At 69.1% G+C, this 22,750-nt stretch carries 21 protein-coding genes, 1 tRNA gene and 1 pseudogene; 11 read left to right on the forward strand and 12 right to left on the reverse strand.

Going from position 1 to position 22,750, the window contains the following annotated elements; translation table 11 throughout:
• Window positions 1-37: 37 nt before the first annotated feature.
• Together G6N37_RS08930 and G6N37_RS08935 are read left to right on the forward strand one after the other, a co-directional pair.
• Window positions 38-757: a tetratricopeptide repeat protein gene (locus G6N37_RS08930; RefSeq protein ID WP_163678830.1), complete on the forward strand. Its 720-nt coding sequence runs from the start codon at window positions 38-40 to the stop codon at window positions 755-757.
• A gap of 18 nt (window positions 758-775) precedes the next feature.
• Window positions 776-1,543, forward strand: a complete 768-nt coding sequence (locus G6N37_RS08935; RefSeq protein ID WP_163678833.1) for a mannan-binding family protein — start codon at window positions 776-778, stop codon at window positions 1,541-1,543.
• Window positions 1,544-1,563: 20 nt separating this feature from the next.
• Here the strand turns inward: G6N37_RS08935 and G6N37_RS08940 are convergent, their stop codons facing one another.
• Window positions 1,564-1,878 (reverse strand): hypothetical protein, encoded by a 315-nt coding sequence (locus G6N37_RS08940; RefSeq protein WP_163678836.1) that lies wholly within the window; start codon window positions 1,876-1,878, stop codon window positions 1,564-1,566.
• A gap of 7 nt (window positions 1,879-1,885) precedes the next feature.
• Entirely contained in the window at window positions 1,886-5,644 is a 3,759-nt protein-coding gene (gene metH, locus G6N37_RS08945; RefSeq protein ID WP_163678839.1) for a methionine synthase, read from the reverse strand.
• Between the two features lie 392 nt (window positions 5,645-6,036).
• On the opposite strand from metH, the gene G6N37_RS08950 reads away from it, so the two are divergent.
• The gene (locus G6N37_RS08950) at window positions 6,037-6,927 is read left to right on the forward strand and encodes a PAC2 family protein (protein WP_174813807.1); all 891 of its coding nucleotides are present in this window, start codon (window positions 6,037-6,039) and stop codon (window positions 6,925-6,927) included.
• Here G6N37_RS08950 and G6N37_RS08955 read toward each other — a convergent pair.
• From G6N37_RS08955 to G6N37_RS08985, 7 genes are all read right to left on the reverse strand, one after another.
• On the reverse strand, window positions 6,924-7,808 hold the full coding sequence (locus G6N37_RS08955) for an SDR family oxidoreductase (RefSeq protein WP_163678843.1): 885 nt from the start codon (window positions 7,806-7,808) through the stop codon (window positions 6,924-6,926). The two genes, G6N37_RS08950 and G6N37_RS08955, sit on opposite strands and share 4 nt — an antisense overlap.
• Before the next feature lie 33 nt (window positions 7,809-7,841).
• Window positions 7,842-9,077, reverse strand: coding sequence for a cysteine--1-D-myo-inosityl 2-amino-2-deoxy-alpha-D-glucopyranoside ligase (gene mshC / locus G6N37_RS08960; RefSeq protein ID WP_163678846.1), 1,236 nt, complete (start codon window positions 9,075-9,077; stop codon window positions 7,842-7,844).
• A 24-nt stretch (window positions 9,078-9,101) separates the two neighbouring features.
• Window positions 9,102-9,890 (reverse strand): 3'(2'),5'-bisphosphate nucleotidase CysQ, encoded by a 789-nt coding sequence (locus tag G6N37_RS08965; RefSeq protein WP_163678849.1) that lies wholly within the window; start codon window positions 9,888-9,890, stop codon window positions 9,102-9,104.
• Between the two features lie 45 nt (window positions 9,891-9,935).
• Window positions 9,936-10,751 carry an SCO1664 family protein gene (locus G6N37_RS08970; protein ID WP_276066122.1) on the reverse strand — a complete coding sequence of 272 codons (816 nt, stop codon included), beginning with the start codon at window positions 10,749-10,751 and terminating at the stop codon, window positions 9,936-9,938.
• Complete coding sequence (locus tag G6N37_RS08975) at window positions 10,735-11,322, reverse strand: DUF3090 domain-containing protein (protein ID WP_046186213.1); 588 nt, start codon at window positions 11,320-11,322, stop codon at window positions 10,735-10,737. Before G6N37_RS08975 ends, G6N37_RS08970 begins: the two co-directional genes overlap by 17 nt.
• A 73-nt stretch (window positions 11,323-11,395) precedes the next feature.
• Entirely contained in the window at window positions 11,396-12,214 is an 819-nt protein-coding gene (locus G6N37_RS08980) for an MSMEG_4193 family putative phosphomutase (RefSeq protein ID WP_163678851.1), read from the reverse strand.
• 92 nt (window positions 12,215-12,306) lie between these two features.
• Entirely contained in the window at window positions 12,307-12,609 is a 303-nt protein-coding gene (locus tag G6N37_RS08985; RefSeq protein WP_163678854.1) for a hypothetical protein, read from the reverse strand.
• Window positions 12,610-12,767: 158 nt separating this feature from the next.
• Between G6N37_RS08985 and G6N37_RS08990 the strand changes: the two genes are divergently transcribed.
• Genes G6N37_RS08990 through G6N37_RS09000 form a run of 3 tightly spaced genes read left to right on the forward strand, consistent with a single transcriptional unit; the run spans window position 12,768 to window position 15,147 of the window.
• Window positions 12,768-13,790, forward strand: a complete 1,023-nt coding sequence (locus G6N37_RS08990; RefSeq protein ID WP_174813925.1) for a YncE family protein — start codon at window positions 12,768-12,770, stop codon at window positions 13,788-13,790.
• The gene (locus G6N37_RS08995; RefSeq protein ID WP_163678860.1) at window positions 13,787-14,041 is read left to right on the forward strand and encodes a DUF5703 family protein; all 255 of its coding nucleotides are present in this window, start codon (window positions 13,787-13,789) and stop codon (window positions 14,039-14,041) included. Before G6N37_RS08990 ends, G6N37_RS08995 begins: the two co-directional genes overlap by 4 nt.
• Before the next feature lie 26 nt (window positions 14,042-14,067).
• Complete coding sequence (locus tag G6N37_RS09000; RefSeq protein WP_163684792.1) at window positions 14,068-15,147, forward strand: quinone-dependent dihydroorotate dehydrogenase; 1,080 nt, start codon at window positions 14,068-14,070, stop codon at window positions 15,145-15,147.
• Here the strand turns inward: G6N37_RS09000 and G6N37_RS09005 are convergent.
• From G6N37_RS09005 to G6N37_RS09015, 3 genes are read right to left on the reverse strand one after another with little or no spacing between them, the layout of a single operon-like run.
• Window positions 15,144-16,523, reverse strand: coding sequence for an HNH endonuclease signature motif containing protein (locus G6N37_RS09005; protein WP_163678863.1), 1,380 nt, complete (start codon window positions 16,521-16,523; stop codon window positions 15,144-15,146). The two genes, G6N37_RS09000 and G6N37_RS09005, sit on opposite strands and share 4 nt — an antisense overlap.
• A 52-nt stretch (window positions 16,524-16,575) precedes the next feature.
• Window positions 16,576-17,106, reverse strand: coding sequence for a YbhB/YbcL family Raf kinase inhibitor-like protein (locus G6N37_RS09010; RefSeq protein WP_163678866.1), 531 nt, complete (start codon window positions 17,104-17,106; stop codon window positions 16,576-16,578).
• Window positions 17,107-17,135: 29 nt separating this feature from the next.
• Entirely contained in the window at window positions 17,136-18,500 is a 1,365-nt protein-coding gene (locus tag G6N37_RS09015) for a M20/M25/M40 family metallo-hydrolase (protein WP_276066123.1), read from the reverse strand.
• A 95-nt stretch (window positions 18,501-18,595) separates the two neighbouring features.
• Here G6N37_RS09015 and G6N37_RS09020 point away from each other — a divergent pair.
• From G6N37_RS09020 to G6N37_RS09040, 5 genes and pseudogenes are all read left to right on the forward strand, one after another.
• A tRNA-Leu gene (locus G6N37_RS09020) sits at window positions 18,596-18,681 on the forward strand.
• A gap of 202 nt (window positions 18,682-18,883) precedes the next feature.
• Window positions 18,884-20,545, forward strand: a complete 1,662-nt coding sequence (locus G6N37_RS09025; protein ID WP_163678872.1) for a PP2C family protein-serine/threonine phosphatase — start codon at window positions 18,884-18,886, stop codon at window positions 20,543-20,545.
• A complete protein-coding gene (locus G6N37_RS09030) occupies window positions 20,542-21,645 on the forward strand; it encodes a cobalamin B12-binding domain-containing protein (protein ID WP_163678875.1) in 1,104 nt (367 codons plus the stop codon). Before G6N37_RS09025 ends, G6N37_RS09030 begins: the two co-directional genes overlap by 4 nt.
• Window positions 21,642-22,028, forward strand: a complete 387-nt coding sequence (locus tag G6N37_RS09035) for an STAS domain-containing protein (RefSeq protein WP_163678878.1) — start codon at window positions 21,642-21,644, stop codon at window positions 22,026-22,028. Before G6N37_RS09030 ends, G6N37_RS09035 begins: the two co-directional genes overlap by 4 nt.
• A 35-nt stretch (window positions 22,029-22,063) precedes the next feature.
• Window positions 22,064-22,747: pseudogene (locus G6N37_RS09040) on the forward strand (phosphoribosyltransferase); the annotation flags it as partial.
• Between the last annotated feature and the right edge of the window lie 3 nt (window positions 22,748-22,750).

Below are 22,750 nucleotides of genomic sequence, written 5' to 3' on the forward strand. Positions count from 1 at the left end.
GCCGCAAACCAGCCGAGCCAATCGTTAGGAGCCGATCGTGATCGTGACCACCGTGAAGAACCCGAAAGCCAAGGCGCGCGCCGAAGCGCGACCGGATGCCGAAACACCGCACGGCGCAGCTGAAGACGCCGGTGACCCACGCGCCGACGAGCCCGTCGCCGTGGCCACCGGCGAGGCCGACGTAGCGGCCGACGGGGACCTAGCGGCCGGCGGGGACGACGAGGGCGAGGGTGCGCTGCTCAACCGCAAACGTCCCGAGGCCGAGCGCCGCAAGCGACCCTGGCGGCGGTATCTGCGTCGCAGCGCGCTGCCCGCCTTACTCGTTGCCGCACTTGCCATTTCGGGGTTTCTCGGCTGGCGGCAGTGGCAAGATCATCAGGTCAGGCTGGCCGGCGAACAGGCCCAACAGGCGGCCATCGGCTACGCGCAGGTGCTGACGAGCATCGATTCGAACAAGGTCGACGAGAACTTCAGGCAGGTTCTCGACGGCGCGACGGGCGAGTTCAAAGACATGTATACCCAGTCCAGCGTCAAGCTCCGGCAGCTGCTGATCGACAACAAGGCGACCGCGCACGGCGTGGTGGTGGACTCGGCGATCCAGTCCCAATCCACGAACAAGGTTGTCGTGCTCGTCTTCATCGACCAGACCGTCACCAACACCGCCGCGCCCGACCCGCGCATCGATCGCAGCCGGATCAAGATGACCATGGAAAAGGTCGACGGTCGCTGGCGGGCAAGCAAAGTCCAACTCCTCTGAGCCAGGCGGAGCCATCTCATGCTCAAGACATTGTTGGCGGCGGCCGTATTGGTCGCGGCCGCAACGATTCCCACCACCGCCCCGGCGCACGCGTCCGCCCCCTCGTTCTGTGGCGAGCTGGGCGGCGACTGGGATGGCCAGTACTGCCACACCTCGGTGACGTCGGAACGCAAGGCCGTACGCGACATCAAGGTCGCCGTGCCCGACGACCTGGTCGACAATCCGACCGCGGGGCCGGCGATCCGCGACTACCTGCGCACCCTGGTCAACAACTGGAAGACGGCCAACGGCAGCATGGCCGCCGACAGCTACGGCGAGGAGAACTTCGAGGTATTCCGGCACGGCAACCTGCTCAGCGCGGTCTTCCACGAGGACTACCATGCCGACGGCCCGAAGCCCAACAACGCCTACCGGACCTTCACGTTCGACCTGGCCGGCGGCCGGCGGGTGCAGCTCGCCGACTTGACGACGTCAAATCCGCTGACCGCCATTCCCCCACTGGCTCAGCCGTTCATCGAAACCGCGCTCAACCAAGCGCCGCCGCCACACGACCCGGGAACCTACCCCTTCACCGTCGACCGCTGGACGCCGGACAAGGTCTACTCGGGGGCGTACAAGGCGTGGGCGGTGACGCCCGACGAGCTGATCCTGTACATGCCCGACTATCCGGTGGCCCACGACGAGCCACTCAACTTCACGCCCGGAGTCATGCAGTGGTTCATGGACGGGGGCACCGTGCAGGCGCACATCCCGCTGTCGGCGTTGAGTTCGGTGCTGCGCCTCTAGCGCGCGCCTCTGGGGTTGTCTCAGTTGGCCCTTCGGCGCCGCAGGTCGATCGATATCACGTCGGCAACGTGCTCGCTGCGCATCACCTGAGCGTCGTCGCCCGCGGATGCGCTGCTGCTCCGGGTCGAGAAACGGACGCTTGTCGCCAGATCGCTGTAGTCCCAGGCTAAATCGCTGACTTCGCGTTTCGTGCGGTCGAGCGCGGTGCACAGCGCTGAAACGATGCGCCGGACATGCACGACCGTGACGTTGACGGCTTCCACGGCGATGTCGGCAACCCGGTTCAACTCTCGCTCCAGCATGAACGTCCCCTCCCCTGGTGCGAATTCAACCACGTTGGGCTCAGTCCTCGGGGTTGTAGCCGAGGTTCGGGGCGAGCCAGCGCTCGGCTTCCTGCAGCGTCCAGCCCTTGCGCTTCGCGTAGTCGGCGACCTGGTCCTGGGCCATCCGGCCGACCACGAAGTACTGCGACTGCGGGTGCGAGAAATACCAGCCGCTGACGGCAGCACCGGGCCACATCGCCATCGACTCGGTCAACTCGATGCCGGTCCGTTCCTTGACGTCCATCAACTTCCAGAGCGTCACCTTCTCGGTGTGCTCAGGGCACGCCGGGTAGCCGGGCGCAGGGCGGATTCCCACGTACTTCTCGTCGATGAGAGCCTCGTTGTCCAGCTGCTCGTCGGGCTGGAATCCCCAGAACTCCTTGCGGACCCGCTCGTGCAAACGTTCGGCGAACGCCTCCGCCAGCCGGTCGGCGAGCGACTCCAGCAGGATGGCGTTGTAGTCGTCGTGGTCCGCCTTGAACTCGGCGATCTTGTCCTGGCTGCCGAGTCCCGCGGTGACGGCGAATGCGCCGATGTAGTCGGCCAGACCGGTGTCCTTGGGCGCGATGTAGTCGCCCAGCGACCGGTTCGGGATGCCGTCCCGGTGCTCGCCCTGCTGGCGCAGGTTGTGCAACGTGGTCAGCACCTCGGTACGCGTGTCGTCGGTGTAGACCTCGATGTCTTCAATACCCGAGCCGACGGCGTTCGCCGGGAAGAACCCGATCACCCCGTTGGCGGTCAGCCACTTCTCCTTGATCAGGGTGTCGAGCATCTCCTGGGCGTCTTCGTACAGCTTGCGGGCCGCCTCGCCCGAGGCCGGGTTGTTGAGGATGTCGGGGAATCTGCCCTTCATCTCCCAGGCGTTGAAGAACGGCTGCCAGTCGATGTACTCGCGCAACTCGGCGAGGTCGTAGTCCTGAAATTCCCGTACTCCCGCACCGATAGCCGGCACCGGCGGCGTGTAGCCGTCCCACTCGATCGGCGTCCGGTTGGCGCGGGCCTTCTCCAGCGTCAGCATCGGCCGCTCGTTCTTCTGGGCGTGCCGTTCGCGCAGGGACGCGTAGTCGGCCTCGGTGGCCTCCAGCAGCGCCGGACGTTGCCGGTCGTCGAGAAGCGCCGCGGCGACCGGCACCGAGCGGGACGCGTCCTTGACCCAGACCACCGGACCGCTGCGGCGCGGCGCCACCTTCACGGCCGTGTGGGCGCGCGAGGTGGTCGCGCCGCCGATCAGCAGCGGGATCTGCAGCCCCTCGCGTTCCATCTCGGCGGCGAAGTTCACCATCTCGTCCAGGGACGGGGTGATCAGGCCGGACAGCCCGATGATGTCGGCGTCGTGCTCCTTCGCCGCGTCCAGGATCTTGCTCGCGGGCACCATCACGCCGAGGTCGATCACTTCAAAGTTGTTGCACTGCAGGACGACTCCGACGATGTTCTTGCCGATGTCGTGGACGTCGCCCTTGACCGTCGCCATGATGATCGTGCCGTTGGTGTCCTTCCCGGCGGCAGCGCCCGAGTCCTCCTTTTCCGCCTCGATGTAGGGCAGCAGGTACGCGACGGCCTTCTTCATCACGCGCGCCGACTTCACGACCTGGGGCAGGAACATCTTGCCCGAGCCGAAGAGGTCACCGACGACGTTCATGCCGTCCATCAGCGGGCCCTCGATCACCTCAATCGGGCGACCACCCGCTTCGGCGATCTCGGCCCGCAACTCCTCGGTGTCGGCATCGACGTGGGCGTCGATGCCCTTGACCAGGGCGTGCGTGATCCGCTCACGGACCGGCAGGCTGCGCCATTCGGCCGCCGCCTGGTCTTCGGACTTCTCCGAGCTGTTGAACCGTTCGGCGATCTCGAGGAGCCGTTCGGCCGCGTCCGCGCGACGGTTCAGGACGACGTCCTCGATGCGGTCCCGCAGCTCGGGGTCGATCGAGTCGTAGGGCACCAGCGCACCGGCGTTGACGATGCCCATGTCCAGGCCGGCCTTGATGGCGTGGAACAGGAACACCGCATGGATCGCCTCGCGGACGGGGTTGTTGCCCCGGAACGAGAACGACACGTTCGAGATGCCACCGGAGATGTGCACCCCGGGAAGGTTCTCCTTGATCCAGGCGCAGGCCTCGATGAAGTCGATCCCGTAGGTCGCGTGCTCCTCGATACCGGTCGCCAGCGCGAAGCAGTTCGGGTCGAAGATGATGTCTTCGGCCGGGAAGCCGACCTGTTCGGTCAGGATGCGGTAGGCGCGCCCGCAGATCTCCTTGCGGCGCTCGAGATTGTCGGCCTGCCCCTGTTCGTCGAAGGCCATCACGACGACGGCGGCGCCGTACTTGCGGCACAGCCGCGCCTCGCGGACGAACTTCTCCTCGCCCTCCTTCATGGAGATCGAGTTGACGATCGGCTTGCCCTGCACGTTCTTCAGGCCCGCCTCGATGACCTCCCACTTGGAGGAGTCGATCATCACCGGGACGCGGCTGATGTCCGGCTCGGCCGCGACCAGCTTGGTGAACCGGTCCATGGCGGCGACGCCGTCGATCATGCCCTCGTCCATGTTGATGTCGATGACCTGCGCACCGACCTCGACCTGCTGCAGGGCGACCGACAGCGCGGTGTCGTAGTCCTCGGCCTTGATCAGGTTGCGGAACCGGGCGGAGCCGGTGATGTTGGTGCGCTCACCGATGTTCACGAACAGTGAGTCGTCGGTGATGTTGAGCGGCTCCAGGCCGGCGAGCCGGGTCGCCACCGGGATCTGCGGCACCTCGCGCGGCGGCTTGCCCTCGACGACCTTGGCGATCTCGGCGATGTGCGGCGGCGCCGTCCCGCAGCACCCACCGACCAGGTTGACCAGACCGGCCTCGGCGAAGTCGGCGATGTAGCTCGCCTGGCGCTCGGGGGACTCGTCGTATTCACCGAATGCGTTGGGCAGTCCGGCGTTTGGGTAGCAGGAGACGAAAGTGTCCGCGATCCGCGACATCTCGGCGATGTAGGGCCTCATCTCCGGCGCGCCCAGCGCGCAGTTGAGGCCGACCGCGATCGGCTTCGCGTGCCTGATCGAGTTCCAGAACGCCTCGGTGACCTGACCGGACAACGTCCGTCCGGACGCATCGGTGATGGTGCCCGAGATGATCACCGGCCAGCGGCGTCCGCGCTCCTCGAACAACGTCTCGATGGCGAACACCGCCGCCTTGGCGTTCAGCGAGTCGAAGATCGTCTCGACGATGAGGAGGTCGACACCGCCGTCGACCAGGCCGTTGGCGGCTTCGAGGTAGGCGGCGACCAGCTGGTCGTAGGAGACGTTGCGGGCCCCGGGGTCGTTGACGTCGGGCGAGATCGACGCGGTCCGTGTCGTCGGCCCGATCGCGCCGGCGACGTAACGGGGCTTCTCCGGGGTGCTGTACTCGTCTGCGGCCGCCCGCGCCAGGGCGGCGCCGGCGTAGTTCAGCTCGTAGCTCAGGTCCGCCATGTCGTAGTCGGAGAGCGAGATCGCGTTCGCATTGAACGTGTTGGTCTCCAGGATGTCGGCGCCCGCGTCGAGATACTCGCGGTGGATCCCCTCGATGATCTGCGGCTGAGTCAAGTTGAGCAGGTCGTTGTTGCCCTGCAGAGCGGTCGGCCACTCCGTGAACCGATCGCCGCGGTAGCCGGCCTCGTCCGGCCGGTCGCGCTGGATCGCCGTACCCATCGCGCCGTCGATCACCATGATCCGCCGACGCAGAGCAGCCGTGAGCTCATCGGTGCAGTCTGGGCGGACGTTCGGCACGACGGTCTCTGAATCAGAGGAGTTCACGCGCGTTCCTTCCGTTACGGAAGGCGTCCTTGACTCTGCCGAGCGTGGCGGATACCGGCGGGGACCCGGTCCCCCCGATAACCGTTGCAACGCCTCTCGACCAGAAAAGTCTACGTCGTCACCCGACGTCTGGACGCCCAGCTCGACCCGACCCGCTCGGCGTTCGCGCTGCCCTTGCGCGCCGTCTCGCGGGATCTTGCCGGCAATGTTGTAGTTACCAAGGTTAACGGGTTTGCAGCCGAACGTACTCCGGGTCGTGGCGGTGTCCGTTTGGCGGCAGTCACCCATAAGGATAGTCGTCCTATGCAAAGCCCCCGGTCGAGCGGCGATCGCCCGGCGATCCATGGCCACCGCGCCCCGAACATCGGGCCGCGAGGCCGTACGCTGATTCTGTGACCCCGCCCGAGGGCCCCCCCAATAGTGGAGCCGCACTGCCCGAACTGCAGAACACCATCGTCGTGGCGGCGTTCGAGGGCTGGAACGACGCCGGCGACGCCGCCAGCGACGCGTTGGAGCACCTCGAGGCCATCTGGGAAGCCGACCCGATCCTGGAGATCGACGACGAGGCCTATTACGACTACCAGGTGAATCGCCCGGTCATCCGGCAGGTCGACGGTGTCACGCGGGAGCTGGTGTGGCCGGCGATGCGGATCTCGCACTGCCGGCCGCCGGGCAGCGACCGCGACGTCGTGTTGATGCATGGCGTGGAGCCCAACATGCGCTGGCGCACCTTCTGCGCCGAGCTGGTCGCCATCGCCGACAAACTGAACGTGGACACCGTGGTCATCCTGGGGGCTCTGCTGGCCGACACCCCCCACACCCGGCCGGTTCCCGTCTCGGGCGCGGCCTACAGCCCCGAGTCGGCGAAGCGCTTCGGGCTCGAGGAAAGCCGCTACGAGGGGCCGACCGGCATCGCCGGGGTGTTCCAGGACGCCTGTGTGGCCGCCGGGATCCCGGCGGTGACGTTCTGGGCGGCGGTGCCGCACTACGTGTCGCAGCCGCCCAACCCGAAGGCGACGGTGGCACTGCTGCGCCGCGTGGAGGACGTCCTCGACATCGAGGTTCCGCTGGCCGACCTGCCGACGGAAGCCGAGGAGTGGGAGCAGGCGATCACCGAGATGGCCGCCGAGGACGAGGACCTGGCGGAGTACGTGCTGTCGCTGGAACAGCGCGGCGACGCCGAGGTCGACATGAACGAGGCCCTGGGCAAGATCGACGGCGACGCGCTGGCGGCGGAATTTGAGCGGTATCTGCGCCGCCGCCGGCCCGGGTTCGGGCGCTAAGGCTGCTTTTTGCCCAGCCCCTGGTTGTAGGCGCTGGTGGAGCGCCCGAGGGCGGCGACTTGGGCATCCAGTTGGGGCAGCAGCTCCGCGGTGGGTTTATGCAGCGGCAGTTCCCCGACCGAGGTGGACAGCACCGGCTTGATCCAGCGGAACAGGGCGACCCAGCTCGGGCAGTAGATCCGGCTGCGGCGGCCCGCGATGCCTTTGACGAAGGCGTCCGCGCACTTGTCGACGGTGGTGGTCTTGTTCAACGGCCACGGGAAGCTGGCGAGCAGCTTGCCGAAGGCCGGCAGGTCGGCCTCGGTGTCGCGGACCAGCGCGGTGTCGATCCACGACATGTGCGACGAGCCGACGGCGACGCCGTGCTGGGCCACCTCCAGCCGCAGCGCGTTGGCCAGGATCTCGACGCCTGCCTTCGACGCGTTGTACGGGACCAGGCCCGGACACGCGGTGTACGCCGCCAGTGACGAGACGACCAGCACGTAGCCGCGCCGCTCGATCACCGCCGGCAACGTGGCCCGCACGGTGTTGAAGACGCCGAGCACGTTGATGTCGAGCACCCGCTTGAACGCCTCGGGGTCGACCTGCAGCACCGACCCGTAGCTGGCGATCCCCGCGTTGGCGATCACGACGTCGATGCCGCCGAAGCGTTCGACGGCCCCGGCGGCGACGGCCTGCATGGCCGGCAGGTCCCGCACGTCGGCGACCGCGGTCAGCACGTGCTCCTCGCCGAGTTCGGCGGCCAGCGCGCCCAGCTCGGCGTCGTTGAGATCGGTGAGCACGAGCTTGGCGCCCTTGTTGCGCAGCCGGCGGGCGACCGCGGCACCGATTCCCCGGGCACCGCCGGTGATGAAAACGACTTTGCCCTGCAGCGACGTCATGGCCGCCAAGGTACCCCGTTCACGGTTCCCTGTTCACAGTTCCACCCCGAGCAGCGCATCGATCGCGGTTGCCACCAACGACGGCGCCTCGGTGTCGTGGCCACCGTATTCGAGGGCGTCGGTCACCCAACCATCAAGTGCGGCAAGGGCTTTGGGTGTGTTCAGGTCGTCGGCCAGGTACTGGCGCACCCGCGCGATCACGTCGGCGGCGTCCGGGCCGGCGGGCAGCCCGGTGGCGGTGCGCCAGCGCCGCAGCCGGGCGTTGGCCTCGTCGAGCACCTGCTGGCTCCAGAACCGGTCGGCGCGGTAGTGCCCGGCCAGCAGCCCCAGCCGGATGGCCGCCGGTTCGACGCCCTGCGCCCGCAACGTCGACACGAGCACCAGGTTGCCGCGGCTCTTGGACATCTTGTGCCCGTCCCAGCCGATCATCCCCGCGTGCACGTAGTGCCGGGCGAACCGTCGCTCACCCCGGACACATTCGGCGTGGGCGGCCGTGAACTCGTGATGCGGGAAGATCAGGTCGCTCCCCCCGCCCTGGATGTCCAGTCCGCTGCCGGCGCGGCTGAGCGCGATCGCCGCGCACTCGACGTGCCAACCGGGCCGCCCGGGGCCGAACGGCGACGGCCAACTCGGCTCCCCCGGCCGCGCGGCACGCCACAGCAGCGCGTCGAGCTCGTCGGTCTTGCCGGGCCGCTGCGGGTCGCCGCCGCGCTGCCCGAAGAGTCGCAGCATGGTTTCGCGGTCGTAGCCGGACTCGTAGCCGAACTGCGGTGTGGCGTCCGCGCGGTAGTAGACGTCCGGGTGGTCGCCGTCGACGACGTACGCCGCACCCGACGCCAACATCTTCTCGACGAGCTCGACCACCTCGGGGATCGCCTGGGTGGCCGCGACGTAATCGCGCGGCGGCAGGACCCGCAGCGCCGCCATGTCGTCGCGAAAGCGGGCGACCTCCCGATCGCCGAGCTCGCGCCAGTCGACACCGTCGCGCTCGGCGCGCTCGAACAGCGGATCGTCGACGTCGGTCACGTTCTGCACGTAGTGCACCCGCTGGCCCAGATCCAGCCACAGCCGGTAGACGAGGTCGAACGTCAGATACGTCGCCGCATGACCGAGATGGGTGGAGTCATACGGAGTGATGCCGCAGACGTACATGGTCGCTGTCGATCCGGGTGCCACCGGGCGCACCTGCCGGTCGGAGGTGTCATAGAGCCGAAGCTCTGGACCACGCCCCGGCAACACCGGAACCGGCGCAAACACCCACGACTGCATGGCATCGACTCTAAACGCGCGCGGTCAGCGCCACGCGTCGCGGATGGCCGCAAGCAGGATGGGCGCGATCTCGGCGCGGCACATCACGAAGTCGGGCAGGTACGGATCGAATTGGTTGTAGCGCATGGGCGAGCCGTCCAGCCGTGAGGCGTGCATGCCCGCGGCCATCACCACCCCGGCGGGCGCGGCGGAGTCCCACTCCCACTGGCCGCCCGCGTGCAGATAGGCGTCGACCTCGCCGTCGATGATGGCCATGGCCTTGGCGCCGGCCGAACCGATCGCCACCGGCTGGATGGCCAGCGACTGGCGCATGCGGTGCAACACGAAGGGTGGCCGGGTGGCGCTGACGGCGATCCGGAACGTGTGGGGGACGCCGACGCGCGCGGCGTCTGCGGTCACGGTGTCGGTGCGGTAGACCGTGTTCCCGCGGGCCGGCAACGACACCGCCGCGTCGGTGATTTCCCGCCGGCCGTTGCTGGGGCGCTGCCACAGCGCGATGTGCACCGCCCAGTCGTCGCGGCCCGGCGTGGAGAATTCCCGGGTGCCGTCCAGCGGGTCGATGATCCACACCCGGTCGCGCTGGAGCCGGGCCCGGTCGTCGTACGCCTCCTCGCTGAGCACCGCATCGTTGGGGCGCTCGGTGCGCAGCCGCCGCAGGATCAGCTCGTTGGCCAGGGTGTCGCCGGCGTCACCCAATGCCCACGGGTGACCGAAGCCGATCTCGTCGCGCACTTTGAGCAGCAGCTCCCCCGCGTCCGCGGCGAGTTCGGCGGCCAGTGCGGCGTCGGTTAACTCATCCGGGCCCTGGCTCACCGGCTCAGTATTCCCGACGCCCGCGCGCGGCTCAGAAGCCGTGGGTCAGAAGGCCGGCCAGGGAATGGGACGATGCCGGTTGGGGCCGGGCATCACCGGATCGGTCAGCAGCGCATGGGCGCGCCTGCGCAGCGCCGCGACCTCCGCGCGCGTGATGTGCTCGGCCAGCTCATCGCCCAGCGACCCGCCCAGGGCCTCGGTGAGCCCGTCCACCGCCTCCAGCATCTTCTGGTCGACGGGCTTGTTGGCCCAGCCCCATAACACCGTGCGCAGCTTGTTCTCGACATGCAGGCACACCCCGTGATCGACGCCGTAGACGTGGCCCTCGATGTCACGCAGAACGTGGCCGCCCTTGCGGTCGGCGTTGTTGATCAGGACGTCGAAGACCGCCATCCGCCGCAACCGGATGTCGTCGGCGTGCATCAAGACGACCTCGTCGCCGGCGTAGTCGTAGGCCCGCAGCACCGGCAGATAGCCGGGCTCCGGCTTGTTGGCGGGAAACAGGTCGACCAGGTCGGGGCCGGGCCTCGGCTCGGAGTCGGCCGCGTCGCCGGGCTGCTCCACCCACAGCTGCAGCATGCCCGGACCGGCCGGCCCGTGACGAATCACCGTGTACGGCACGATGTTCCACCCCAACTGCGTCGACACCAGGTACGCGGCGAGTTCGCGACCCGCCAGCGTCCCGTCGGGAAAATCCCACAGCGGGGCTTCACCGGAGATCGGTTTGTAGACGCAGTGCACGATCGACTCGCCCAGCGTGGACTCGCACAAGAAGGTGGCGTTGCTGGCTGAGCGGATGCGTCCGAGGACCGTCAGCTCACCGTTGAGCAACACCTCACGGTCGTCAGGCCTCAAGTTCATCGTCAGGCCCGAGCAGCGCGCTGCGCCTATAGCCGTTGGCGCGCGCACAGATATGGCCCTCCGGGTCCAACGGCTCATCACACAGCGGGCACGGCGGCCGTCCCGCTGAGATAACGCGATTGGAGCGCGTGGCGAACTGCCGCGCCGACTCCGGCGTCAAGAACACGCGAACCGCGTCGGGGCCCTCTTCGGTGTCGTCGAGCACCACCGACGCGTCGAACTCGGCGTCGGTGACCGCCAGCAGCTCGACGACCACGGTCTGGGCCTCCGAATCCCAGCCCAGGCCCATGGTTCCGACCCGAAACTCGGCATCCACGGGCGTGATCAACGGGTTGAGATCCTCGACCTCGGCGGGCTCCGGCGGGACCGGCGTGCCGAACCTGCGATTCACCTCGAGCAGCAGCGCACCGATGCGTTCGGCCAGCACCGCCACCTGCTGCTTCTCCAACACCACCGACACCACCCGGGAATCGTGCACCGCTTGGATGTAGAAGGTGCGGTTTCCGGGTTGGCCGACGGTCCCGGCCACGAAGCGGTCGGGTGTGCGGAAGACGTGGATTGCGCGGGCCATGGCACCTCCAAAATACCGGCTGTTGCCTTCGCCGTGCGATTCGATTGCCCCGCTCCACCTGTTTTAAGCGGAATTAATCCGTCGAGCCGCCGACCACCGCGTCGCTGGACGGCACGACCGCGGCAGGCTGTTCCGTCGGCTGTTCCGTCGGCTGTTCGGTCGGCGCCGCATCTGCCGTCGGCTGTTCCGTTGGCCCCGCCGGGGACTCACCGTCGGTCTTCGCCTTCGCCTGGTCCTGGGGCGGTGGCCCGGCCCGCAGCGCCGCGGCCAACTTTGCACCGGTGTGGTTGACGTGCAACACAAACGGACGCAGTTCGGTGTATCGGATCACGCTCACCGACGCCGGGTCGGCGGTGACCCGCTGGAACGCGTCCAGGTGCATGCCGTACGCGTCGGCGATGACCGCCTTGATGACATCACCGTGAGTGCAGGCCACCCACAGGACGTCGCCGCCGCGTTCCCCGCCATGCTCCACGGCCAGCCGTCGATCGTGTTCCCGGATGGCGGCCACGGCGCGGGCCTGCACGTGCGCCAGCCCCTCGCCGCCGGGGAAGACCGCGGCGCTCGGGTGGGCCTGCACGACCCGCCACAGCGATTCGCCGGCCAGCTCGGCGATCTTGCGGCCGGTCCAGTCCCCGTAATCCACCTCGGCCAGCCGCTCGTCGATGATCGGCTCCAGGCACAGCGCGGCGGCGAGCGGCTCGACTGTGCGCCGGCAGCGCAGCAACGGCGAACTGACCAACGCGCGGATCGGCAGGTCACCGATCCGGTCGATCAGGCCCGCGGCCTGATCGCGGCCCTTGTCGTCGAGGTCGACGCCCTCCGAGCGACCGGCCAGGACGCCGGCGGTGTTCGAGGTGGAGCGACCGTGGCGCAACAGGATGACCGTCATGCCGCGGTGTCCAATGGGGACGTCCGAGACGCTGGGGCAACCACGAACACGACCGTACCCGGTGCGAACGCGGGCTATGGGTTAGCGCGTGACTAGTGCGGCACCGGCACGGCGTGCGCCACCGAGTCCCGCACGGCTGCGGTCAGGCTGCGCTCGTCGGTGAGGTCGATGTCGACCAAGCTGCGGACCGCGGTGGCGACCACCTCGTCGGCCTGCGGCACCGGCCCGGCGAGGCGCGGCCGGTAAATCTCGACGACGAGCGAGCCGTGCTCGATGTGGAACGAAAAACTGCGGCCATCACCGACTTGTCCATACCCGCTCGCGAAAATCCCTGTCGACATGTCCTCGACAGCAAACTCGTTTCCCGCAAGTTGACGGTCCACGATGACGGCCATACGCCGACCATACCTCCCCCGTGGGACTTGATGCGCGCGACATGGCCGGATTGGATGCGAAGGCGTTCCTTAGAGTGAGAAGTCCATAACCGTTACGCGAGGGAAAATAATTGCTGTCAAGGCACGGCCGAAATCAAACGGCAGCTCACCGCGGTGCGCTGGGTCTCGCCATTTTGCTGGCCGCGGTCACGGGGTGTTCGTCGAATACATTCAAGTCCGCGCCGCCCACCATCGAACCGGCGTCAGCCGCCGTTTCTCCGCCGGCCTCGCAGAACCCGGCCGGCGCGGTGCGGCCGCTACCCGCCCGCGCGTCCGCGGCGGCCTTCGACGGCGGCACGCACCGATTGGCGGTGCTGGCGCCCGGCCCGGCGGGGCCGGCCACCGTCACCGTCTTCGACGACCCCAAGGCCCCGCCGCGCGTCATCGCCTTGCCGGGACCGGCGAGCGCGTTGACCGACGACGGCCACGGCACGCTCTTCCTGGCAGCCCGGGGCGGCTATGTCGTGGTCGACCTCGCCACCGGCCACACGGGAGAGGTGAACGTGACCGGCGCCCAGCAGACCGATTTCACCGCGGTCGCCCAACGGGCCGACGGCAAGCTGGTGTTGGGCAGCGCCGACGGGGCCGTCTACACGCTCGCTTCCCCCACGCCCGCCACGCCGGGACCCGCCGCCACCGCGACCGTCGCCGGCAGGAGCAAGATCTTCGCACGCGTCGATTGCCTTGCCACGCAAGGGAATACCACGGTGGTCCTGGACCGTGGGCAGACCTCGGTCACCGCAATCGGCGCCGACGGCCAGGTCCAACAGGCGCTGCGGGCCGGCGAAGGCGCCACCACCATGGCCGCGGACCCGTGGGGCCGGATTCTGGTCGCCGACACCCGGGGTGGCCAGCTGCTCGCCTACGGCGTCGACCCGCTGATCTTGCGTCAGGCCTATCCGGTGCCGCAGGCGCCGTACGGCCTGGCCGGCTCGCGCGCGTTGGCCTGGGTTTCGCAGACCGCTTCTAATATGGTCATTGGTTACGATCTATCCACCGGAATTCCCGTCGAAAAGGTGCGTTACCCAACCGTGCAGCAACCGAACTCACTGGCCTTCGACGAAGCGTCAGACACCTTGTACGTGGTGTCGGGGTCCGGTGCGGGGGTGCAGGTCATCGAACACGCGGCGGGTACGCGTTGAGCGCGCCGCGCCGAAGTCAGTTGCCCGCGGGCTGGGACACCGAATTGTCCGACGAATACGAGTGGGTGCCGCTGCGCCTGCCACCGGAGGTGACCCGGCTCAGCGCGTCCATCCGCCTGTCCATCGAGGCCGAATACCGGGGCTGGGAACTGACCCGGGTGCGGCTCTACACCGACGGCAGCCGCCGGGTGTTGTTGCGCCGCAAGAAGTCTCGGCTGCACAACCGGCGACCTGACCAGCCGCAACTGTGACGGTGACCCAACCGCGCGAAGGCATGGTGTACGGCCTGGTGCGACGGCTGTTCTTCCTGGTTCCGCCCGAGCGCATCCACACGCTGGTCTTCGCGGTGTTGCGTGGGGCCACCGCCGCCGCCCTGACACGGCGGCTGTTGCACCGCCTGCTCGGCCCCACCGATCCCGCGCTGGCGAGCACGGTGTTCGGGGTGCGCTTCCCGGGGCCGCTCGGGCTGGCCGCCGGCTTCGACAAGGACGGCAAGGGCTTGCTGACCTGGGGGGCGTTGGGGTTCGGATACGCGGAGGTCGGAACCGTCACCGCGAACGCGCAGCCCGGCAACCCGCCGCCGCGGATGTTCCGGCTGCCCGCCGACCGCGCCCTGCTGAACCGGATGGGCTTCAACAACCTCGGCGCCGGCGCGCTGGCGATCCAGCTCGCGCGTCACCGTCCCGACATCCCGATCGGGGTCAACATCGGCAAGACGAAGTCCACGCCGGCCGCCGACGCCGTCGAGGACTACCGGGCCAGCGCCAGGCTGGTCGCACCGCTGGCGTCCTACCTGGTGGTCAACGTCAGCTCGCCGAACACGCCGGGCCTGCGCGACCTGCAGGCCGTCGAGTCGCTGCGGCCCATCCTGTCGGCGGTCCTGGCCGAGACGTCGAAACCCGTGCTGGTGAAGATCGCGCCCGACCTTTCCGACGCCGATCTCGACGACATCGCCGACCTGGCCGTCGAGTTGGGCCTGGCCGGAATCGTCGCCACCAACACCACCGTGTCGCGCGACGGCCTGAAGACGCCGGGCGTCGACGCGCTGGGCCCCGGCGGCGTCTCCGGGCCGCCGGTGGCGCGCCGCGCCGCCGAGGTGCTGCGCCGGCTCTACGCCCGGGTCGGCGACCGCCTGGTGCTGGTCAGCGTCGGCGGCATCGAAACGGCCGACGACGCGTGGGAGCGCATCACCGCGGGCGCGTCGCTGCTGCAGGCCTATACCGGCTTCATCTACGGGGGCGGGTTGTGGCCCAAGCGCATTCACGACGGCATCGCCCGCCGGCTGCGCGACGGCGGGTTCGCCTCGCTCAGCGACGCGGTCGGGTCGGCGGCGCCGAAGGTTGGCGGGGCGAGTTAAGCCGCGCCTTCTTCGTCGTCGTCTTCAGCGTCGTCTTCAGCCAGCACCTTCTCGGGGTGGTGGAAGGTGTTGACGCGCGGCTGTCCGCGGTCGAGATGCGGCGGCGGGATCCATTCGATGTCGCCGTTGGCGCGTCGTCGGGTGGTCCAGCCCTTCTCGAGAAGCCGGTGGTGGGGTCCGCAGGCCAGGGTGAGTTGATCGATATCGGTGCGGTAGGTGCTGGCCCAATCTTCGACGTGGTGGACTTCGCAGTAGTAGCCTGGCACATCACAACCCGGATGCGAACAGCCACGGTCCTTGGCGTACAACACAATTCGCTGTCCGGGTGAGGCCAATCGCTTGCCGTGATACAGCGCCACCGCCTCGCCCCTGTCGAAGACGGCCAGATAGTGGTGGGCATGGCGGGCCAGGCGGATCACGTCGGACATCGGCAAGATGGTGCCCCCGCCGGTCAAACCATTGCCTGCGGCGGCTTCCAGCTCGGTCAGCGTGGTCGTCACGACGATGGATGCCGGCAATCCGTTGTGCCGGCCAAGGTCGCCGCTGGCCAGCATCGCGCGCAGGGCCGCGTTGAGACCGTCGTGGTTACGCTGGGCGGGGCTGCGAGCGTCTCGCTGCACCGCCTCTTCGGGTGGTGCGCCGTCCACGACCGGCGCCTCGTCGTCCGGGTTGCACATCCCCGGGGCGGCCAGCTTGGCAAGCACCGCCTCCCAGCTGGCGCGCGCCTCGGGCGTCAACCATCCGCTCAGCTTCGACATGCCATCGGCCTGCTGGTTGCCGAGCACCAGCCCGCGGACCCGCGCCCGGTCCGCGTCGGTGTAGTTGCCGTCGGGATTGAGGCAGTCCATCAGGTGGCGGGCGAGCTTGGCGAGTTGATCCGGGCGATAGTGAGTGGCCTCGGAGGCCAGGTGTTTCTCGGCGTGCTCGCGCGTTTCTATGTCGACCGATTCGGGCAGCTGGCGAAAAAGCCGCCGGATCATCGCCACATGGTCCGACCCGATGGCCCCGTCGCGCTGGGCCGCCGCGGTGGCGGGCAAAACCGGTGCCAACGGCTCACCGGAAAGCGCCCGCCGCGGGCCCAGCTCGGCGGCCTCGGCGATCCGGCGGCTGGCCTCCCCCCGAGTGACGTGCAACCGGTCGGCCAGCGCCCAGCTCAGCTTGCCGCCCAGCTCGGCGGAATCAGCCTGCTCGGCAACCTGATTGATGAGTTGATGACTTGGCACTTGCAGCCGGCGCGTCTCGCACTCGAGCACCTCCAACAACCGCAACCGCTCCGGATTGGTCAGCGCGTCATACGAATGCCCCTGGAAGCGGGAGACCACCGCGCGCAACGCGTCGACGTCGTGCTGAATCGCCTCGCGGTTGGTCGAACGCATGTTCGAATGATATGCCCGACCACCGACAACAAGCGGCGGCAGCCGCCCGCGCCTACTTCTGCTCGTAGACGCCGTGAATGACGGCGCGCGCGATCGCGTGCTGGAACAGGTTGAAGCCGAGGTACGCGGGGCTGGCATCCTCGCTGAGGTCCAGCTTGTCCACGCCCACGGCGTGCACGGCGATGTAGTACCGGTGCGGCCCGTGGCCCGGCGGCGGCGCGGCCCCGATGTAGCGGCGCATGCCCGCGTCGTTGACCAGCGTCAGCGCGTCGCCGGGCAGGACGCTTCCATCCCCCGCGCCCGCGGGAAGTTCGGTCACGTCGGCCGGCAGGTTGGCCACTGCCCAGTGCCAGAACCCCGAGGCCGTCGGCGCATCGGGGTCGTAGACCGTGACGGCAAAGCTGCGGGTCTCCGCCGGAAACCCCGACCAGCTCAACTGCGGGCTGACGTCTTCCCCACCCGCGCCCATGATTCCGCTGACCTGCGGCGTGGCCAGCGGCTGGCCGTCGGCGATCGATTCCGACGTCAGGGTGAACGACGGCAGCTTCGGCAGGGCGGCGTACGGGTCGGGCACGGTGCTCATGGGCGATCCTCTCGTTGCGTGTCGTGTCTTCAGCAGTGTGTCAGGAAGTGTGCCAGCACATCGGTGCCGAACCTCAGCGCATCCACGGGTACCCGCTCGTCGACCCCGTGGAACAGCGCGGTGAAATCGAGGTCCGGCGGCAACCGCAGCGGGCTGAAACCAAAACAGCGAATCCCCAAGCGCGCGAACGCTTTCGCGTCGGTGCCACCGGAAAGCATGTAGGGCACCGTGCGGCCATCCGGGTCCAGCGCCAGCACGGCGGCGTTCATGGCGTCGACCAGGTCGCCGTCGAAGCTGGTTTCATACGACGAGAAGTCCTTGATCCACTCGCGGCTCACGTCCGGGCCCAGCAGCTCGTCGACCTCGGCCTCGAACGCCGCCTTGCGCCCCGGCAGGATCCGGCAGTCGATCACCGCTTCGGCAGTCGCCGGGACGACGTTGGCCTTGTACCCGGCCTTGAGCATCGTCGGATTCGCGGTGTCGTGCAGCACGGCCTTGAGCATGCGGGCCATCGGGCCGAGCTTCTCGATCACTCCCGCCAGGTCGCCCGAGTCGACGTCGAACGTCAGCCCGGTCTCGTCCCCGACGGCGGCCAGGAACTGGGCGACGGTGTCGGTCAGCACGAGCGGAAACTGGTGCCGGCCCAGCCGGGCGACCGCCTCGGCGACGGCGGTGACGGCATTCTGGTCATGCACCATCGACCCATGCCCGGCCGGACCGCGGGCGGTCAGCCGCATCCACGACAAACCCTTCTCCGCCGTCTCGATCAGATAGAGCCGGCGTTCACCCCCGTCTCGGCGCGGCACGGTCAGCGAGAACCCGCCGACTTCGCCGATCGCCTCGGTGATGCCCTCGAACAGCTCGGGCCGGTTGTCGACCAGCCACTGCGCCCCGAAGCTGCCGCCGTGTTCCTCGTCGGCGAGGAAGGCGAACACCAGATCGCGCGGCGGGACGATCCCGGCCCGCTTCAACCGCCGGGCCACCACGATCATCATGCCGACCATGTCCTTCATGTCGACCGCGCCGCGGCCCCAGACGAAGCCGTCCTTGATCGCGCCCGAAAACGGATGCACGCTCCACTCGGCCGGCTCGGCCGGCACCACGTCGAGATGCCCGTGGATCAGCAGCGCCCCGCGCGAGCTGTCGGCGCCCGCGAGGCGGGCGATCACGTTGCCCCGGCCCGGGGCGCCCGACTCGACATATTGCGGCGCGTAGCCGACCTCGGCGAGCTGCTCGGCCACCCACTGCGCGCACTCGGCCTCGCCCCGCGTCGTCTCCGGCTCCCCGGTGTTCGTGGTGTCGAACCGGATCAACCTGCTGACGACCTCGACCACATCGTCACTCGGGTCGGTCGGGAACTCGGACTGGGCGGTCACAACCACCTTTCCTACCATTGCGGAGGCCGCTCGGCTCGGCGCTGAGCGGCCCGGCTGGATTGGGTCCGCGTGAGACAATCCGATAGCCTTAGCTGCCAACTCTGGTTGGTCTTGTCCGAGTGGCGGAATGGCAGACGCGCTAGCTTGAGGTGCTAGTGCCCTACTAATGGGCGTGGGGGTTCAAGTCCCCCCTCGGACACGCGTGGTGCAGGCCCGCTTCCCGCCTCGAGAGGCGGCCCTGCCGAAGTCCATGCGACGGGGTCGAGAAGTGGCTCCTCCGCTGCCCTTTCGACGCGCGGCCACCGCGGCCGCGGCGCGAACGAACCTCTCCCCCAACCCACTCCGCGTACAGTCGGGGTAACGTCAGCCGAAACCGGATTCTCCGTTGACAGGTCAACCGCATGCATGATGGTGCCCGCGTAGGCGTCGAGAGCGACCTTGACGCCTTGTGGGCGGCAGTGCCGTGCCCCACGCTGCTCCTCGATCGCGAGGGGATCGTGCGGGCACTGAGCGGGTCGGCCGAATCGCTGTTGCCCGGCGCGCTGCAGGGTGCCCGGATCGACGAGTCGGTCGATTGGCTGTGGCGGGCACACGATCGTCTCGTCCACGTCGCGCCCGATGCGGTCGAGCGGGACGCGTCCGTCGCCTCGGGAAGCGTGGGCGGCCGCAAATTCGACGCCCACGCCGCGATGCTGCCCAGCGGCGAGGTGGCGTGGTCGCTGGTCGAGGACACCGGCCAGCTGCTGCGCGACGCGCAGGAAGCGCTGGCGCGGGAGCAGGAGCGCGCGGCGATCCTGCTGGAAACATCGTCGGTGTTGACGGCGTCGCTGAACGTGGACCGCTGCCGGGAGGCGACCGTCCAGATGGCCGCCCGGCACCTGGCCGACGCCGCGGCGCTGGTGGCGCCCACGGGCCGCGGGCGGCGGCTGCCGGTGTTCTACAGTGGCGCAGCCGGCGTGGTGGAGCAGTCCAGTGTCGACGCCGACCCCGCGGAGGTCGCGGGTTTGAGCGAGGCGCTACACGGATTCCCGCCGGTCTCCTCCGGCTGGATCGACCCGGTGACGGTACCGGACTGGCTTGTCCCACACCATTTCTCGGGTCCCGTCGGGTCCGTGATGATCTTGGCGCTGCCGGGTCACGGCGTCTCGGCGGGCGCGTTGGTGTTGCTGCGGCGCGCCGATCGCCCGGTCTACAGCGCGGACGATGAGCTTTTCGCCGGGTTGTTCGCCGCCCGGGCCGGCGCGGCGCTGTCCGCCGCACGGCTCTACGCCGAGCAGGCCGCCATCACCCGCACGCTGATGCGTGACCTGCTGCCTCCGCCGCTGCACGGGTTGCACGGCATCGAATTCGCCGGCGGATACCGGGCTTCGAAGGACTACGAGGTCGTCGGCGGCGACTTCTACGACTTTCATCCCGCCGCGCGCCCCGAGGACGAGACGCTGGTGGTGCTGGGCGACGTGTGCGGGAAGGGGTTAGAGGCCGCCGTGATGACCGGCAAGATCCGGAACACGCTGCAGGCCCTGACCCCGCTGGCGCAGGACCACGAGGGGGTGCTCACGCTGCTCAACCGCGCCATGTTGTCGTCGGACCACACCCGGTTCGCCACGTTGGTCCTGGCCTCGGTCGCGCACCGGGACGGGCAGGTGACGCTGCGGCTGACCTGCGCCGGGCATCCGCCCCCGCTGATCGTGCGCGACAACGGGCAGGTGGAAGAGGCCGACACCAAGGGCACGCTGGTCGGCGCCCTGGAGCGCATCACCGTGCAGTCTTTCGAGACCTCCCTCGCCCCCGGCGAAACCTGCCTGCTGTACACCGACGGGATCACCGAGGCGCGCGGCGGTCCGTTCGGCGACGACTTCTTCGGTGAGCAGCGGCTGGCGGCCTCGCTCACCGGATGCGCCGGGATGCCGGCCGAAGCGGTCGTCGAACGCGTCCTGATGCTGGCCACGCAATGGGTGGGGCAACGCGTGCACGACGACATCGCGGTCGTGGCCATCACCGCCCCGCAGCGGACCCACCTCAGCGCCGTTGACGGCCACACCCGGGGCAGGTACGTGGCATGAGGCCCCACGACACCGACATGACCGCGTCGAATGCCACCGGCGCCGCCGACGAACTCGTTGTCCGCGAACGGCTTTGGGGCGCCCTGGCCGACCGCGACGAATACGCGGCCGCGGCCACGGTGTTCGCCGCGATGGATGCGGGCATGACGCCGGAAGACGTGCTGCTGCAGGTGATCGCCCCCGTCCAGCACAAGGTGGGCACCGAGTGGGCCGCCAACCGCATCAGCGTCGCGCAGGAACACGCGGCGACGGCCATCAACGATCGCGTCATCGCCGCGCTGGCCCATCACCCTTCCGGCAAAGTCCGGGGCCGGGGCGGTCGAGTCACTTTGGCCTGCGTGGACGGCGAATGGCACGCTTTGCCCGCCCGGCTGCTGGCCGAGGTCCTGCGGTTGCGCGGCTGGCAGGTCGACTTCCTGGGGGCGCAGGTCCCGACCCCGCACCTGATCGCCCACCTGCACCAGCACGGCCCCGACGTCGTGGCGCTCTCCTGCTCGATCCCCACCCGGCTGCCCAACGCGCACGCCGCGATCGTCGCGTGCCAGTCCGCCGGGTTCCCGGTCCTGGCCGGCGGCGCGGCCTTCGGCCACGACGGCCGCTTCGCCCGCAGGCTCGGCGCCGACGCCTGGGCCCCCGACGCCCGCACCGCCCACGAACGCCTGACCCGCGGATTCCCCGCCGTCCGGCGCGTTCCCAACCGCCAGCCGGTCGATGACCTGCCGCATCTGGTCGACCAGGAATTCACCATGGTGAGCCGGAGTGCGGCGCAACTGGTCAAGACCACCGTCGCCGATTTGGAGGACCGCTTTCCCGCCATGCGCGCCTACTCCACGCAGCAGCACCAGCGCACCGTCGAGGACATCGCCCACATCGTGGACTTCCTCACCGTGAGCCTGTACACCGACGACGACGCGTTGTTCACCGACTTCATCACCTGGACCGCCGACATCCTCACTGCGCGCGGCGTTCCGGCCGCGTCGCTTCGCCCGGCGCTGGATTTGCTGGCGGTGCAACTCAAGGAGTTTCCCCGCAGCCTGCGTCTACTGGGAGCAGCAAACGATGGCCTGACCACCGTCGCCGAGGCGGGAGCGTCGGCGTGAACCTCTCCGTGCACGTCGCCACGACAGGGCCGTCGGCCTGCGTGCAGGTCTCCGGTGACCTGGTGTACGAGACCGTGGACGCCATGGTCGCCGCCGTCGGTCGGCTGCTCGGCCAACAGCCCGCCCCGGCGCACCTTCATCTCGACCTCTCCCGGCTGGCCTTCTGCGACTCCGCTGGCCTCTCCGGCCTGCTCCTGGTCCATCGCCGGAGCTCTCAGGCGGGCGTGCGCCTGCACCTGGACCACCGGCCGCGATTCCTCGATCGCATCCTGGACGTCACCGGCACGTTCGACCACCTCGTCGCCGCGTCCGACCCCGAGTCGGGCGCGGCGAGCCCGGACCGGCGCGGCGAGAACGCTCCGGGACAGACGCGGGTCCGCTGACCGGCGCGGGGCCGTTACGAAGCCCGTAGGCTGGATTGCGACCGATGACACCCAACGGATTCCTGCGGCACGCCGCGACGCGCACATTCCGCGACCGTCGCGCGGCGGGTCGCGCGCTGGCCGAACAGCTGATGTCCTACCGCGACCGGGACGACGTGCTGGTCTTCGGGTTGGCCCGCGGCGGCGTGCCGGTGGCCTGGGAGGTCGCCGCGGCCCTGCACGCGCCGCTGGATGTGTTCCTGGTCCGCAAGCTCGGGGTGCCGCGCTGGTCGGAGCTCGCGATGGGCGCGCTCGCCAGCGGCGGCGGGGTCGTGATGAACGACGACGTGGTGTCCAGCCTGCGGATCACCGATGAGCAGGTGCGCGAGGTGATCGAGAGCGAGACGGCCGAACTCGCCCGCCGCGAGCACGCGTACCGCGGCGGGCGCCCGCCGGCCGACCCGCGCGGCAAGGTGGTGATCGTGGTCGACGACGGGATTGCCACCGGCGCCAGCATGCTGGCCGCCGTCCGGGCGGTGCGGGCCTCCGCTCCGAAATCCGTCGTCGTCGCGGTCCCGGTGGGACCCGCGTCGACCTGCCGTGAGCTCGCGCTCGAGGCCGACGAGGTAGTTTGCGTGACGATGCCGCCGGGATTCGAAGCCGTCGGCCAGGTATACGCCGATTTTCACCAGGTCAGCGACGACGAGGTGCGTCAAGCGCTCGCCACTCCGACCGGCTGAGTG

This window comes from Mycobacterium seoulense, assembly GCF_010731595.1.
Taxonomy (GTDB): domain Bacteria; phylum Actinomycetota; class Actinomycetes; order Mycobacteriales; family Mycobacteriaceae; genus Mycobacterium; species Mycobacterium seoulense.